This is a genomic window from Shewanella sp. CG12_big_fil_rev_8_21_14_0_65_47_15, assembly GCF_002783505.1.
Taxonomy (GTDB): Bacteria; Pseudomonadota; Gammaproteobacteria; order Enterobacterales; family Shewanellaceae; genus Shewanella.
In genome coordinates, this window is sequence record NZ_PFGL01000066.1 from 1 (window position 1) to 15,273 (window position 15,273).

The 15,273-nt window shown below is 46.5% G+C and carries 14 protein-coding genes; 7 read left to right on the plus strand and 7 right to left on the minus strand.

What is annotated here, in order from left to right; genetic code table 11:
* Window positions 1-1,431: 1,431 nt before the first annotated feature.
* Complete coding sequence (locus COW15_RS18725) at window positions 1,432-1,737, minus strand: DUF962 domain-containing protein (RefSeq protein ID WP_293634926.1); 306 nt, start codon at window positions 1,735-1,737, stop codon at window positions 1,432-1,434.
* Entirely contained in the window at window positions 1,730-2,368 is a 639-nt protein-coding gene (locus tag COW15_RS18730; RefSeq protein WP_293634927.1) for a GNAT family N-acetyltransferase, read from the minus strand. Before COW15_RS18730 ends, COW15_RS18725 begins: the two co-directional genes overlap by 8 nt.
* 148 nt (window positions 2,369-2,516) lie before the next feature.
* Here COW15_RS18730 and COW15_RS18735 point away from each other — a divergent pair, with 148 nt between their 5' ends.
* Window positions 2,517-2,750: a DUF2789 domain-containing protein gene (locus COW15_RS18735; protein ID WP_293634928.1), complete on the plus strand. Its 234-nt coding sequence runs from the start codon at window positions 2,517-2,519 to the stop codon at window positions 2,748-2,750.
* A 16-nt stretch (window positions 2,751-2,766) separates the two neighbouring features.
* On the opposite strand, the gene COW15_RS18740 is transcribed toward COW15_RS18735, so the two are convergent.
* The gene (locus COW15_RS18740) at window positions 2,767-3,174 is read right to left on the minus strand and encodes a DUF3192 domain-containing protein (protein WP_198782847.1); all 408 of its coding nucleotides are present in this window, start codon (window positions 3,172-3,174) and stop codon (window positions 2,767-2,769) included.
* Between the two features lie 145 nt (window positions 3,175-3,319).
* Here COW15_RS18740 and COW15_RS18745 point away from each other — a divergent pair, with 145 nt between their 5' ends.
* Together COW15_RS18745 and COW15_RS18750 are read left to right on the plus strand one after the other, a co-directional pair.
* The gene (locus COW15_RS18745) at window positions 3,320-3,703 is read left to right on the plus strand and encodes a hypothetical protein (protein ID WP_293634930.1); all 384 of its coding nucleotides are present in this window, start codon (window positions 3,320-3,322) and stop codon (window positions 3,701-3,703) included.
* Entirely contained in the window at window positions 3,703-4,476 is a 774-nt protein-coding gene (locus COW15_RS18750; RefSeq protein ID WP_293634932.1) for a Zn-ribbon-containing protein, read from the plus strand. Before COW15_RS18745 ends, COW15_RS18750 begins: the two co-directional genes overlap by 1 nt.
* A 68-nt stretch (window positions 4,477-4,544) precedes the next feature.
* Here the strand turns inward: COW15_RS18750 and syd are convergent, their stop codons facing one another.
* On the minus strand, window positions 4,545-5,192 hold the full coding sequence (gene syd / locus COW15_RS18755) for a SecY-interacting protein (RefSeq protein ID WP_293634934.1): 648 nt from the start codon (window positions 5,190-5,192) through the stop codon (window positions 4,545-4,547).
* 59 nt (window positions 5,193-5,251) lie between these two features.
* Here syd and queF point away from each other — a divergent pair, with 59 nt between their 5' ends.
* Complete coding sequence (gene queF / locus COW15_RS18760) at window positions 5,252-6,109, plus strand: NADPH-dependent 7-cyano-7-deazaguanine reductase QueF (RefSeq protein WP_293634936.1); 858 nt, start codon at window positions 5,252-5,254, stop codon at window positions 6,107-6,109.
* Window positions 6,110-6,148: 39 nt separating this feature from the next.
* Here queF and COW15_RS18765 read toward each other — a convergent pair whose 3' ends face one another.
* Window positions 6,149-7,111 carry a LysR family transcriptional regulator gene (locus tag COW15_RS18765; RefSeq protein ID WP_293634938.1) on the minus strand — a complete coding sequence of 321 codons (963 nt, stop codon included), beginning with the start codon at window positions 7,109-7,111 and terminating at the stop codon, window positions 6,149-6,151.
* A gap of 122 nt (window positions 7,112-7,233) precedes the next feature.
* Here COW15_RS18765 and COW15_RS18770 point away from each other — a divergent pair, with 122 nt between their 5' ends.
* Window positions 7,234-9,222, plus strand: a complete 1,989-nt coding sequence (locus COW15_RS18770) for an alkyl sulfatase dimerization domain-containing protein (RefSeq protein ID WP_293634940.1) — start codon at window positions 7,234-7,236, stop codon at window positions 9,220-9,222.
* A gap of 58 nt (window positions 9,223-9,280) precedes the next feature.
* On the opposite strand, the gene COW15_RS18775 is transcribed toward COW15_RS18770, so the two are convergent.
* A complete protein-coding gene (locus tag COW15_RS18775) occupies window positions 9,281-10,021 on the minus strand; it encodes a sporulation protein (RefSeq protein ID WP_293634942.1) in 741 nt (246 codons plus the stop codon).
* A 121-nt stretch (window positions 10,022-10,142) separates the two neighbouring features.
* Window positions 10,143-11,159 carry a 4'-phosphopantetheinyl transferase superfamily protein gene (locus COW15_RS18780; protein WP_293634944.1) on the minus strand — a complete coding sequence of 339 codons (1,017 nt, stop codon included), beginning with the start codon at window positions 11,157-11,159 and terminating at the stop codon, window positions 10,143-10,145.
* A gap of 357 nt (window positions 11,160-11,516) precedes the next feature.
* Here COW15_RS18780 and COW15_RS18785 point away from each other — a divergent pair, with 357 nt between their 5' ends.
* Both COW15_RS18785 and COW15_RS18790 read left to right on the plus strand, forming a co-directional pair.
* Window positions 11,517-12,347, plus strand: coding sequence for a transcriptional regulator (locus COW15_RS18785; RefSeq protein ID WP_293634946.1), 831 nt, complete (start codon window positions 11,517-11,519; stop codon window positions 12,345-12,347).
* On the plus strand, window positions 12,344-15,273 hold a 2,930-nt coding region (locus COW15_RS18790), incomplete at its 3' end, for a beta-ketoacyl synthase N-terminal-like domain-containing protein (RefSeq protein ID WP_293634948.1). The genes COW15_RS18785 and COW15_RS18790, both read left to right, overlap by 4 nt.

Here is a 15,273-nt window from a genome sequence, read left to right on the forward strand (position 1 = left end):
TCCATTTTGAGGGACGCTTAGAAAACCATATCGATCTGTGAAATTAACCTGACACAGAATTATGAACAGCCTCGTAAACAAGCATCCTGCACATCCTTGCTCAATCCTTGATATTTCCCTGTACCTAAGTACTTCCCTATCTCTTGGCATTCCTTTTACCAAGCTTGCTCCTTCCTGAGCGGTTCCACCATCATCCTTGAAATAGGTATATAAGCATCCCTTCTAGTGCACTCCATGTGCCATTGCAATCCTATGCAATTAGGCTATCTATCCTTGATAGTCTTCCCTTCCGTGGAGTCTACGCGCTCTCATCCTGAAAGCTTATCTCCCTATCACTCCTTCAGTGCTCATCCTTTAAACACTGTCCAGTCATCCTGACCGCTAACATCCTGTTAGGTATAATTCCTTCTACAAAACCAATTCTACGCCAGCGTGCTTACCTCTTCTCTGTAAGTAGAAAAAAAAGTTAACCGTAATATTAAATAAATAATCTACAATCAAGACTAACCTATTAATTAATAATAACTAACTTAAGCTCGCACGTTATTTCCGGCTTAAAAACTTACAAATCACTTACATTCCTGTGAGACATATCTCACACACAGCTAAGCAATTCAGCATTTATCGCTTAGTAGGCACAACCTTGCTAAAGCGAACAAAATTCAATCTCTAAACGTCAATGCGCCCTAAAAAAATACAAAAGAAAAGGGCGCACTCTGTGCGCCCCATTTATCCTTTGTAAGCCTTCCTGCTCGATTCGTGCTCCCTGCACCATCCATGCGTATGCTTACTTCCTGTCATCCCTGAGCTAATCAGTGTTTTAACACTCAGTCCCTTAATCCGAATCGTCCTATTCAGAGCCTGTCATATCCTATGACTTAATCCTATTGCACCTGCATCCTGCTGATGTATCGTCCATGAATTGAGTACAAGCTGTTCACCCTTATACTATATTCCTTAACCCGATACTTCCTATACCGGGAGGATGCTTAATCCTTAAGCCTGTCCTGTATTCATCCTGAAACCTATCATCCTGACAAGTGCGCTGTCCTGCTATCATCCATGAACAAGCAACCCTGCTTTTCCTTAGCCTATCTTAGGCAAATGACAGTTTTCCTACTGCCACTGGTTCAAATCCAAGAACCTAAATTTGTAGCCTCCTGCGTCCCTCTCACCTGTCTTGCTATCCATGCTATCCATTTGTTTTGGCGATGAATGAATTCTACGCCAATCCCGCTATTTTTGTTTTGTGAGAAGAATACTTGTCGGCTCAAAATTTATATGGTGGAGGGCAAAAACAATGCAATCAATTGATTATAAAGTAATTTTAAAATCACCGATGGCAAAACAATCCAAAAGAAAACATTTTATCCTACAGTCTTTGTAAGCGATCTCTCACAAGGGCATGAGCATCTCACTTGTATTGATTATTTAACGCTTCAATAAGTTGCGCAGCATCTGTGCAAACATCACCCAATCTCCCATCAAACTATACAAAGGATATTGAAATGTAGCGGGTCGATTTTTTTCAAAGATGAAGTGCCCAACCCATGCAAATCCATAACCCACCACAGGAATAAACCACAATAGCCAGCCGTTATTGGTGACTATGGCGCCCACCAGTAACAGCAACACTAAACTGCTGCCGATAAAATGCAGTCGCCGACACGTTTTGTCTTGGTGCTGTGAGAGATAAAAGGGATAAAAATCGGCAAAGCATTTGTATCGCTCATTCATCTCGTTGACCCGCATAAAATAATAATTGCCCAGGCACACTGCCAATAACCAATTCGCCCAGAGAGACAAAATCATGCTGAGTCAACAAATGCGTATGGCTTTCTTGGGTAGTAAAAACACCGATACCATCGAGCGCGGGCTGTTCATCACACCAACTCACAACGGCCTTTACGAGTTGATGACCTAGACCTTTGCCCTGTTCATTCGGTGCTAAGGCAATAAACTGCAAGATCCCACAGTGATCGCTCGGTAACAACTCCAAAATTGACGATTCCTTTTTCATCATAGCTTGGGTCGATTGCCACCCCGTACCGAGCAACATTTTTAAACGCCAATGCCAATAGCGCCCTTCCCCAAGTGGCACTTCTTGAGTCACAACACAGGCCACACCCACTAAACGTTCTTGGTCAAATAACCCAATTAACGCTTGTTTTTGTTGCCATAGCGTATTGAGTTCTTCACGAATGGCGGCGCGCAGTTTTTGTTCGTAGGCAAACTTGTCGGAAGTAGATAGTGCTTCGACAAAGAAGGGATCGTCATGGTAAGCATTGTAGAGAATGGAAGCGGCAACACGTAAATCTTCGGCGGTCAAATAAACAGCACGACACTCGTCCAAGGTTTTATTGTCCATTATTAGTATTCCTTGATTTAGATCACACTCTTATGAGTACTAATCAATGTAACAAGGAAACCAGAAAGTGCAAATTTTAATCATAGATTGCATTTTTCAATCAGGCGCTTACTCTAAACAAAGGCACGATACTGATAAGGAAATAATGATGGATACAACTCCAGTAGACTTAAGCCACTTATTTGAACAACTCGGTTTAGACAATAGCGATGAAGCCATGGTGCAATTTATCACAGCGCATAAATTAGCGTCTCACATACACCTAAGCCAAGCGTCCTTTTGGACATCGGCCCAGAAGAGCTTTATTATCGAAGCTCTAGAAGCCGATGCCCAATGGACTGAGCTGATTGAGCAATTAGATACTCAGCTCAGAAAGCCCTAATCTCGTAGGGCTTCGGTCAGATTTTGCTATAGGCCGTATCACCCCAACCCACTAGCGCATTATTGCTAAGGACGATTGGCGTACATTCGTCCTTAGTGGTTTTACCGTCACTATGGGTATGCTGGGTTCGATAAAAAAGCACTAACACTTCTTTATTGGCTTCGCCTTGCTGAGCACTTTGCTGAATATAAGCTTCGCTCAAATCGGCGGTTCCCATTAGGGTCATAACTTGGTCTTTGCTCATGCCAAGGCTGAGTTTAATTAGATTATTGCGGTTCTTTTCCTGCACTTTTTCCCATGATTCGCTGCTGTCCCAACCCGATTCTCCATCGCCAACATTGACCACGCAGCCGCTAAGACCTAAGCTTGCAAGCCCTAAAAACGTCACTGCGATAAGTTTGCGATTAAATCTAGTGTTCATAATATGACTTCCTGTGTAATTGTTATTGAGATGCTGCAAAGGCAAAATACACGCCAAAAATATAATGCATTGTTATTTAACAAAAAATAAATATCGCATGCCGAAGGTTAGTGTAAATGACAACTCGAATTAAGGAATTTCACTCATTATGAGTCCCATTGACCAAGTATTGGCTGCGGCACGTGCGCTCGAGGCCAGCGGAAAAGTCCCAAGTTTAGCCTTAATTAAAACTCGCTTAGGGAACAGTCTGCCTTTACCTATATTGATCCAAGGTTTACAGCAATTTAAATCTATGCCAAAAGCAGATCGCGATCGCTTAGCCGAGTTGCAAACCATCAGCCCTACTACAGAAGCAGCGACAACGAGCGATACCTTAACCCTTGCGATGCTCGCCGAGTGCCTGCAGAGGCAACAGACCCATTTTGAGCATCATACTGAGCAGCAAAAAGCAGAAATAATGCAATTAAAAAACGAACTCCTTGAGCTAAAGCAACGCCTCAGCTTATTAGAATCAAAAGGAAAAACAGCTTAATGTTTGTCACTGAACTGCGCTTCGAATGCTTCGCCGATACCACGATTTCTGCTGCCGAGAAAGCCATTAATCAGCTACTTGAGGCCTATAGAGCCAATGGCCAAGTATTAGGGCGAGAATTTGCGGTCGCCTTTAATGACGGTGAGTTTAGGGTGCGACTATTAACGCCTGAAAATAACAGCCTAGCGCACAAATACCACAGTCCATGGGTCAAAAAAGCCTTAGCCGAATTAACCGAAGCCAAACTACTCGCGCCACGGGAAAAGTTTATCGGCCAGGATATCAATTCTGAGGTCAGCAATACCGAAACGCCGAGCTGGCAACTGCTGTACACTAGCTTTGTACACATGTGCTCCCCCCTGCGTAGTGGTGACAATTTATTGCCTATTCCCCTGTACCGTATACCCGCCACTTTTAATGGCGACCATAAGCGAATTATTCGTTGGCAGAGTGAATGGCAGGCCTGTGACGAGCTGCAAATGGCGGCGGCCACTAAGGCTGAATTTGCCGCGCTTGAGGAATTATCGAGTCCAGACAGTGATTTATTTCGCAGAGGTTGGGATTTACGCGGCCGTATCGAATACCTCACTCAGATCCCAACTTACTATTATTTGTATCGGGTAGGCGGCCAAGATCTGGCATCTGAACTGGCGCGACCCTGCCCACGTTGTGGCAGTCATGCGTGGAAACTCGACGAGCCTTTATTGGATATGTTTCACTTTCGCTGCGAACCTTGCCGCATAGTGTCTAACTTGTCTTGGGATCACCAATAGTCATCTTTTTGCAATGCAAACTCGCTCATAACCCTCATATCGAGTTTGCAGTGCAATCATCAACTGTCTTAGCGCTTACCCGTCAGGTTGTGCCACATACGTTTAAAGCTGGCAAAAATCCCCGGATGTTCTAATGCGGGCATAGGGAGTTCTTCGTGTTTTACCGGCGGTGCTATCCGTGGCGATAACACCCCAATAAACTCCGCTAAACTTGGCGACAATTGCTGGGTGGGGATCTCACCTGGGATCTCAATCCACACGCTACCATCGGCATTATTGACCGTCAGCATATTATCGCCATCGTCTAAAAGGCCGATAAACCAAGTTGGTGGCTGTTTGAGTTGTTTCTTCATCATCAAGTGGCCAATGATATTCTGTTGCAAACAGTTAAAATCATCCTCATTCCATGCCTGTAACAATTCGCCGGTGCCCCACTTGGAGTCAAATAGCAAAGGCGCGGCAAAATACTGTCCATAAAAACTATGGATATCAGGCCATAACTTAAGATCGAGCGCATGCTCAAGGTTTACAAAACTGCCCTCCTCATCACGCTTAATAGGCTTCCAAGCGACAGTTTCACCCATATCAGGCAACTCCCCTTGAATACATAAAGATGGCTCACCCTGCGGGTAATATCGCGGTAATTCACCTAAAGTAGTTAGGTAAGCTTGATGATAATTTTGCAAAAATTTATCGAGAGCCGACAGACAAGACACTTAAGCACAATCCAATTTCGGGTATAATGTGCGCCTATTTTGACATGGAAACAGTATTGATGACACAGAATCACGATCCCTATAGTGATGCAAAAGAGCTTGCAGGGCTGACTTTAGGTAAAGCCACAGACTATCAAGCCGAGTATGATGCATCGCTGCTGCAAGGGGTTCCTCGCTCACTCAACCGTAACGCTATCGATCTAGGTGAAAGCTTGCCTTTCCACGGTGTGGATATCTGGACGGGTTATGAGTTGTCTTGGCTGAATGCGAAAGGGAAACCTATGGTCGCCATAGCCGACATTCATTTAAGCTATGAAAGCCTGAATCTGATTGAGTCAAAATCCTTCAAACTGTATTTAAACAGCTTTAATCAGACCCAATTCGACAGTATCGATGCCGTTCAAAAAACCTTAGTACAAGATCTAACTCAGTGCGCTCAAGGCGAGGTCACTGTCAAGATTATCGAACCTAAAAACTTTGGTATTCAGCGCATTATAGAATTACCAGGTACCTGTATTGACGATCTCGATATTGAAGTCAGCGATTATAGTTTTAATCCTGATTACTTAAAAAACAGCACGGACGATAAGCAAACGGTCGCGGAAACGCTCAATTCAAACCTGCTAAAATCCAACTGTTTGATCACCTCGCAACCCGATTGGGGCAGTGTGATGATCCGCTATCAAGGGCCTAAAATCGATCGCGAGAAACTACTGCGCTATTTGATTTCTTTCCGCCAACATAACGAGTTCCACGAGCAATGTGTCGAGCGAATTTTTGTCGATTTAAAACGCTATTGCCATTGCACTAAGTTGACCGTTTACGCCCGCTATACTCGCCGTGGCGGCTTAGACATTAACCCATATCGCAGTGATTTTGAGCACCCAGGCGAAAGCCATCGTTTAGCCAGACAGTAATCTAGATAACCGACCTAGATTATCCATTAAGACAAACACTTAAACTCTGGAGCAGTTGTAGTCGTTGCTAAACTGATCCAGAGCTTTTTCGTTGACACTGGCCGAACTCGCATCGAGCAATAGGCGACGCAACCATTGATGACTCGGGTTTTGAGTGTACTTACTGCTCCACACCATATATAAATCAATCGGCTTTGTTTTCAGTGGCATAGGTAAAATCTGTAAGCCGAACATCTCAGCGTACTGACTGGCGTACCGCAAAGGTGCTATGCCTATCGCCTCACTTTTACCAACGGTCGCAAACATACTCAATAGGGAAGACTGCTCACTGTACATTTTGCGCCTTGGCAACACGCCCTCGGTAAACAGATCCCCCGCCGTCAAATTAAAACGCCGCAAATTCAAAAAGACGTGTTTCTCCGCAAAATACTGTTCATGGCTGATGGCACCTTGAATACGGGGATGTTGCCGACTGACGATACACACTAAGGTTTCGGTGAAGAGCAATTTGCTCGAGAGCAAACTTTGCTGCGCGGGTTTAATATCGACCGCCACGGCGACCCGCTCAAGCAAGATATCTTTATATAACTCAGCCTCCTGCGGCGGCGACTCACGGAAAATCACTTCGATATCCGCCCCCTGTAACAGAGTCTGCACACTGGCCTGCAGCGCTTCGATAACCGACTCATTGGCATACACATAAAAGCGCCGCTGGCTCGAGTTGGGATCAAAATTCTCAAACCCTAATAAGACGGTTTCGATATCTGCCATGGGTTGTTCGAATTTTCGGTACATTTCCCGCGCCACCGCCGTCGGTTCAATTCCTCGTCCAACCCGATTGAACAGAGACTCCCCGACCCAGGTCCTGAATCGACTTATCGCATTACTCACCGAAGACTGAGTTAAGTTCAACTCTTCAGCCGCTTGGGTGAATGACCGAGTACGGTAAACCACCATAAACACCCGTAATAAGTTTAAATCTAACGGTTTTTGTGTCGGCATAGGGAAAGCACTCATTCACAATATGAATATTACAACCCAAGCTAACTCGAGTTATCTCAATACGCAAGCTGGCTATACTCAAACCATCAACGGCACACTCCCTCTTATCGGTAGGTAAAATGATGCAAAAATCTTTGATGACATTGAGTATTATCGCCAGCTTCTCTTTAAGCGCGGTGGCGGCAGAACATGAGCATGAACATATCAACCTGCACTATCAGGGAAAGCCTGCCACTGAACAAACCATTTCAGTAAACAAAACCACAGCAGCCACTCTAAATTACACAGATAAAAAAGCCTTTGAAGAGTTCTCTAAGAATCTCATCGCCGAACTCGATGAACCAACTGCCGCCATTTTACGCGCCGATTTCAGCTTTATCGGCGACAAAACCCCAGACACAGTCAACCCCTCGCTCTATCGCCAAGCCCAGTTGAATATGGTGTCTAACGGCTTATACAAGGTCACAGACGGCATCTATCAAGTTCGCGGCACCGACTTATCGAACTTAACGCTTATCCGCGGTAAAACGGGGTGGATCCTTTATGACGTGCTGCTCACCAAGGAAGCGGCAAAACTCTCCCTCGAGTTTGCGCTAAAACACTTGCCAGAGGGCAATGACTTACCCGTAGTCGCTATGATTTATTCCCACAGCCATGCGGACCATTTTGGCGGTTCGCGCGCCATCAAAGACCTGTACCCTAAGGTCAAAGTCTATGGTTCAAATAACATCACCAAAGAAATTGTCGACGAAAACGTTCTCGCCGGGAATGCCATGAGCCGCCGCGCCGCCTATCAATACGGCGCAACATTAGAGCGAAACGATCAAGGCATTGTCGATGCCGCACTCGCCAAGGGGCTATCCAAAGGCGAAGTGACCTACGTGAAACCCGATATCACCTTAAACAGCAAAGATAAGTGGGAAACACGCACCATTGATGGCATAGAAATGGTGTTTATGGATGCCTCAGGCACAGAAGCCGCCTCGGAAATGGCCACCTATATTCCCTCAATGGAAGCCCTGTGGACGGGTGAACTCACCTACCATGGCATGCACAACATCTACACCCTACGCGGTGCAAAAGTCCGTGACGCCATCAAATGGTCTAAGGACATCAATGCATTGCTGACACGCTTTGGCGATGATGCGCAGGTTCTTTTTGAGGCCCACTCGGCGCCCGTCTTTGGCAATGCAGATGTCAATGCTTACCTCAGAATGCAAAGGGATAACTATGGTCTAGTGCATAATCAAACCCTGCGTTTAGCCAATAATGGCGTAGGTATTCAAGATATTGGCGATGCGATTCAAACCACTATCCCCAAGGCGGTGCGCGACACTTGGTATACCAATGGCTACCATGGCACCTACAGCCATAATGCCAAAGCCGTGTACAACATGTATTTAGGCTATTTCGATATGGATCCCGCCAACTTAAACCCGCTACCGACTGAGGATGAAGCGAAGAAATTTGTCGAATATATGGGCGGCGCTAAAGCCGTAGTTAAACACGCCAAAGCTGACTATGCCCAAGGTGAATACCGTTTCGTGGCCACCGCGCTAAATAAAGTGGTGATGGCAGATCCCAACAATACAGAGGCAAGACAATTACTGGCCGATACCTATGAGCAATTGGGCTATCAGGCTGAAGGTGCTGGCTGGCGTAATATCTATCTCACCGGCGCCCAAGAGCTACGCGTGGGGATTCAACCCGGCGCACCTAAATCGGCCTCGGCAGATATTTTAGGTGAAATGGATATCTCGACTCTGTTTGATTTTCTCGCCGTAAGGGTCGATAGCATCAAGGCCGCTGAACTTGGACTGTTAAGGCTTAATGTGATTAATCCAGACACCCAAGAAACACTTTATGTCGAGCTAAGCAACGGTAACTTAAGCAATATTAAGGTTGATAAACCTATGGGGGCCGATACCAATCTTTATATTGATAAGCGTTATATTACCGGGATTTTACTCGGCAAAACGACCCTCAAAGACTTGCTGGCCAACGGCACGGCCAAACTGGAAGGCGATAAAATGGCTTTTGGTAAAATCATGTCAACCTTAGTACAGTTCGATGCCAATTTTGAGATTGTTCCCTTACCAACAACAAAATAACCTCAAAGTAAAAAGCCCTGAATTATCAGGGTCTTTTGCTATTCATAACCACTATTAATTAGCGTATATTAGCTTTAAATGCCTCTAGCACTTGGCCAAAGGAAGCCTCGTTAGACAAGGTAAAATACTGGTATCCATCACCTCTAACTCCACGGTCTAACTCAATTAAGACATGGGTTTGCTCGGCTTCACATACCAGAGAGACTTCCACTTCGCGCACCGCATTAAATCCCATGCTCCGGGGCTTAAATTCCAATTCTTGATAACAACCAGAAGTTGAACTAAAGGCCCGGGTATTTAAAAAACCTTGCTCCACATCTGCCTTAAAGAGCACATAACCTAAGCTATCCATGGCATTTAATACATGCTCAGCGACGGGTGTTGGTAGGATCTCAAGGACATCAACATCGTTTGGGTCGAGCGCAGTATCAATATCCACACCAGTTTGCAGCCAAACTTGACATTGATTGTTCCGTACCGGTAAGAGTGTAAACGGCGTTTCTGGATGCAATTTACCTGCAAAGGGGATCTCACGGATTTCCCCGGCCTTAATTTCAAAGGATTCGGTTAAACGCCAGCTGGCGAGTTGATGATTTTTAAAATAATTTTCATTGTCATCACTCACTTTAATCTTAGTTAGTAATGCGAGATCAAGCCCAGAGATCTGCTGCGACACATTGCCGCCTTTTATCACTATGGTCGCATGAAAAATTTGCCCTGGCTGTAGTCGATTATCCACTAATTGGGTATCAACACTCGCGCCGCCAATACCAACGGATGCAAGAATTTTTTTAAACATGGTATTTCCTTATTCTTCGCGATTCATTTTGTTTGCCATGAAAACCGCCCAAGGGGTTGTACAACACAGCTCATTTAATGGTGGCAATTTACTCTCAAACATAAGGAGTAAAAGTGTACACCTAAATCCCGCTAAGCAAAGTGTCAACACTGAGCATCTGCATCGACAGCGCCAATTTGCCCAGTGTTGAGTCGTTCACCGCCAAACTAAATGCAAAACGGTACTCGTCATTCAATCGGCCAAAATAAACCAGCCACTGATGGGCATCGCTCGGGCCCAATTGCAGTACAGGAATATTGCCAAATAGGGGCAGATTAGGGGAAACATTGAATGCGACATCCCCTTGTATTTCGATAGGTTTAAGCTCCAGCTGTCCCGATAAATAAGACGAAACACTCAGGTTAACATGCCTGTCTTGTACTAAATCAAAGGCCGCTAAATCAAAGGCAAAAGATTTAAGCGATTGGGCTAGACCTAAACCCGTTGCCTTAATGTAAGACTCCTTTAGTGCCCATAAATCAAAAAAGCGCTGCCGCTGATTCGACTCCCCCTTAAGCGATAAGAGTGCTGACGTTTCTTGGGGGGAGAAATAGTGATTTAAAATCGGATAAATATCCGTTTTGGGCCTCGACCTTTCAATATCGACTCCGAATAAAACAGATCTCGCATTTTGCGCTTTAACCACTCCTATCAATAACCAATCGCCACTATGACTGACATTAAAATCCAGTCCTGTCTGTCGCCTCTGCACAGCCGTTAAACTTGGTTTACCTTTAGGACCATATTCGAAACACCAATCCTTTGGGTGGAAAGGCTGAGTGCTGGCGGTTTCGGTTTTGGATAACGTTGTCGATAATACCGCACGCAAGGCAGCCCTCACCAGTAACGCATTCATTTGAGCCTCGGGAGCACGATAACGAGCAACCTTAGCCCGCTCATCCTCGCTCAACCACGCCATAGCCTGAGCTTGCAACTCAGCACTTATCCCCCCTAGAGGGATAAAAAATAATGCTATGTTCCCCATAGGCTCAGCGGATGAAACATCACTTTGCCCTGGGATTAATGTGCCCATTTGATGCTCGCGACTGGGATTGTGGTTGCCATAGTTCCATAGATTAAGACTGAATTTTGTGGGCATTTTACCCCGTAAAGCAGCAAAACCGCAGTACTCACTGCTTAACCCACTCACTTATTACCTCAAAAGCCCTGTCAATTGACTCTAAAAGCCGTTCCAGTGCACAAAAAATAACATCCGTAGTCAATCGATTTGATTTTCCAGTCCCAGATGATTGTATCGACCAGAAACCTCAGGTAATCTGCATCCCCATTGTGTGACGTATATACCAGATATATAGATTTAGCGAGTCACTCAACGAGAGCCCCCTATAGTGCTAGCCGCCAGCATGGCAAATAGTCCCAATAGATTATGTCGAATGATAATGGAAAATGAGCACGATTGATAAACGAAAAGTTGATAAATGAGCACTAGCGATTAATGAGCTCGAGCGCAGCAGATAAAAAGTCTCCCAAAAAAACCAGGAGACACGGCAACGCCACCACCACGCCAGAGATGCGGCACTTTATTCAGCAGTCTGATTTGAGTGTGAGTCAGCTTGCCAAAATTTTGAATATCACCGAGGCCACAGTGCGTAAATGGCGTAAGCGGGAGTCGATTGTTGACAGCCCTAATACCCCACACCACCTCAATACCACGCTCACGCCGATGGAAGAATACGTGGTGGTGGGACTACGCTACCAGCTAAAACTCACCTTAGATAGATTGCTCAAAGTTACCCAAACCTTTATTAATCCCAATGTGTCGCGCTCCGGTCTTGCCCGTTGCTTAAAGCGCTACGGCATATCGCGGCTCGATGAGTTTGAAGCACCACAAGTACCCGAACGCTATTTTAATCAATTGCCTGTGACTCAAGGCTGCGACATCCAAACCTATACAGTCAACCCAGAAACCTTGGCCAAGGCGCTGGCTCTGCCGAGTACCGACGGCGATACTGTGGTGCAAGTGGTGTCACTCACCATACCGCCACAGCTTACTGAGCAAGCCCCAAGCTCTGTGCTATTAGGCATAGACACGGCAAGTGATTGGATTTACCTCGATATTTATCAAGACAGCAATACCCAAGCGACCAATAGATATATCGCCTATGTCCTCAGACATGGGCCGTTTCATTTACGAAAGTTGCTCGTTCGCAACTATCACACCTTCTTAGCCCGTTTTCCCGGTGCCCATGGCACGCCAAAGACAAGCGCGGCTAAATCCCAAAACAAGGTCACCGTATCCAGGTCGACCCGTGGAGACTCTTTATGAGCCATACCCCTTCTGTACCTAATTCAACCACTGACTCAAAAGCTGAGTCAAAAAAAGATAAACGACTCAACAAACGTTTAAAAGATATGCCCGTTGCCATTGTCGGCATGGCCAGCATCTTCGCCAACTCGCGTTATTTAAATAAATTTTGGGATTTGATCAGCGAAAAAATCGATGCCATTACTGATATCCCAGACACCCATTGGCGCGCCGAAGATTACTACGATGCAGACAAAAGCAAGGCCGATAAAAGCTACTGTAAACGCGGTGGTTTTTTGCCTGAAGTCGACTTCAATCCAATGGAATTCGGTCTGCCACCCAATATTCTTGAGCTAACAGATACCTCGCAACTGCTGTCGCTGATTGTCGCCAAAGAAGTGCTTGCCGACGCTAATCTGCCCACCGATTACGATCGTGATCGTATCGGTATCACCCTAGGCGTGGGTGGTGGTCAAAAAATCAGTCAGAGCTTGAACTCGCGCCTGCAATATCCTGTATTGAAAAAAGTATTTAAAAGCAGCGGCCTGAGCGATGAAGACAGCGAAATGCTGATCAAAAAGTTCCAAGACCAATATATCCACTGGGAAGAAAACTCTTTCCCAGGGTCCTTAGGCAACGTGATTGCAGGCCGTATCGCCAACCGTTTTGATTTTGGCGGCATGAACTGTGTGGTCGATGCTGCCTGTGCGGGCTCACTTGCCGCTATGCGTATGGCGCTGACAGAGCTGACCGAAGGTCGCAGCGACATGATGATCACAGGCGGCGTCTGTACCGATAACTCGCCGTCCATGTACATGAGCTTCTCAAAAACGCCGGCCTTCACCACTAACGAAACCATTCAACCCTTCGATATCGATTCAAAAGGGATGATGATCGGCGAAGGGATCGGCATGGTCGCGCTTAAGCGCCTTGAAGATGCCGAGCGCGATGGCGACCGAATTTATGCCGTCATCAAAGGCGTTGGCGCCTCATCTGACGGTAAGTTTAAGAGTATTTATGCGCCGCGCCCCGAAGGCCAAGCTAAAGCATTGGAGCGCGCCTACGACGATGCGGGTTTTGCCCCGCACAGCATTGGTTTGGTTGAAGCCCACGGCACGGGTACTGCCGCGGGTGACGTGGCCGAATTCAATGGCTTAAAATCGGTATTTGCCCAAGGCAACGACACCAATCAGCATATCGCGTTAGGCTCGGTAAAATCCCAAGTGGGCCACACTAAATCCACGGCGGGTACTGCGGGGGTGATCAAAGCCGCGCTAGCGCTGCACCACAAGGTATTGCCTGCGACCATTAACGTCAGCCAGCCTAATCCAAAACTGAATATCGAAAGTTCACCATTCTATTTAAATACCGAAACTCGCCCTTGGCTGCAACGCACTGACGGTACGCCGCGCCGTGCTGGCATAAGCTCCTTTGGTTTTGGCGGCACTAACTTCCATCTCGTATTAGAAGAATACAAACCTGAGCACAGCCGTGACGAGCAATATCGTCAGCGCAGTGTGCCGCAGACGCTATTATTTGCCGCCGCCAATAAAGCTGCGCTGCTTAGCGAGTTAAAAGCTGCGTTGAGCCAAAGCGTGAACACGAGCGCAAACGCGAATAAGAGCAGCGCTGCGAGCCTAAAGGCTATCGCTCAGCAATATCCGCTGCGCGCGCTGGCAGACACAGATGCCCGTTTAGGTTTTGTGGCTAAGGATATCCCTCAGCTGCAAGCTCAGTTAAATCAAGCCATCTCTCATCTAGAAAGCAATGCAAACGAAGCGTGGCAGTTACCTTCTGGGATCAGCTACCGCACAAAAGCTTTAGTTGCTAAAGATGAATCAAAGAAAGTAGCCGCTCTGTTTGCCGGCCAAGGTTCGCAGTACCTGAACATGGGCCGTGAACTCGCCTGCCATTTCCCAGAAATGCGCCAACAAGTGATGGCCAGCGATAAAGTATTTGCTCACCACGGCCAAACATCATTATCGAACATCCTCTACCCTATTCCAGCATTCGATGCCGATGCGGTGAAAGCCCAAGAAGCGGCGCTGACCAATACTATGTTCGCCCAAAGCGCCATAGGCGCGGTTTCAATGGCGCAATATTCGCTATTAACTCAGGCGGGGTTTGCCCCCGATATGGTGGCGGGCCATAGCTTTGGTGAACTGTCAGCCCTTTGCGCGGCTGGCGTGATTTCGAGTGTTGATTACGTCGAACTGGCCTTCGCCCGTGGGCACGCCATGGCGCAAACACCAAATGATACTGGCGCTCAAGTCGATTTAGGCAAGATGTTTGCCATCATCCTCAAACAAAATAATGATATCGATGCTCTCAATCGCTGTTTAGCCCAGTTTGATGGCGTTAAAATTGCCAACTACAACGCGCCGACGCAATTAGTCATCGCAGGTGGCACAGAGCAAACTCAGCTGGCCGCCAAAGCTATTAGCGAACTGGGCTTTAAAGCGATTGCCCTGCCTGTCTCAGGCGCGTTCCATACCCCATTGGTTGGACACGCACAAAAGCCCTTTGCCAAGGCCATTGATAAAGCTAAATTCAGCGCGCCTTCAATCGCACTTTATGCCAACGGCACGGGTCAATTGCATCCAAGCGATGGCAAAGCGATTAAAGCAGAATTTAAACAACACATGCTGCAATCGGTTCGTTTTAGCGAACAGCTGCAGGCCATGTATGATGCTGGTGCCCGTGTGTTTGTTGAGTTTGGCCCTAAAAACATACTGCAAAAGTTAGTTGAAAATACCTTAAGTGAACACTTAAACGAGCTTTGCCTTGTCAGCATGAACCCGAACCCTAAGGGCGACAGTGACAGTCAATTACGCTTAGCCGCAGTGCAACTCGCAGTAGCCGGTGTGGCGTTAACTGAGGTTGACCCCTATCAAGCCGTCACGTCACAGGAAATGAGTGAGCGTGAAGCGCCATCGGCGATGAACAT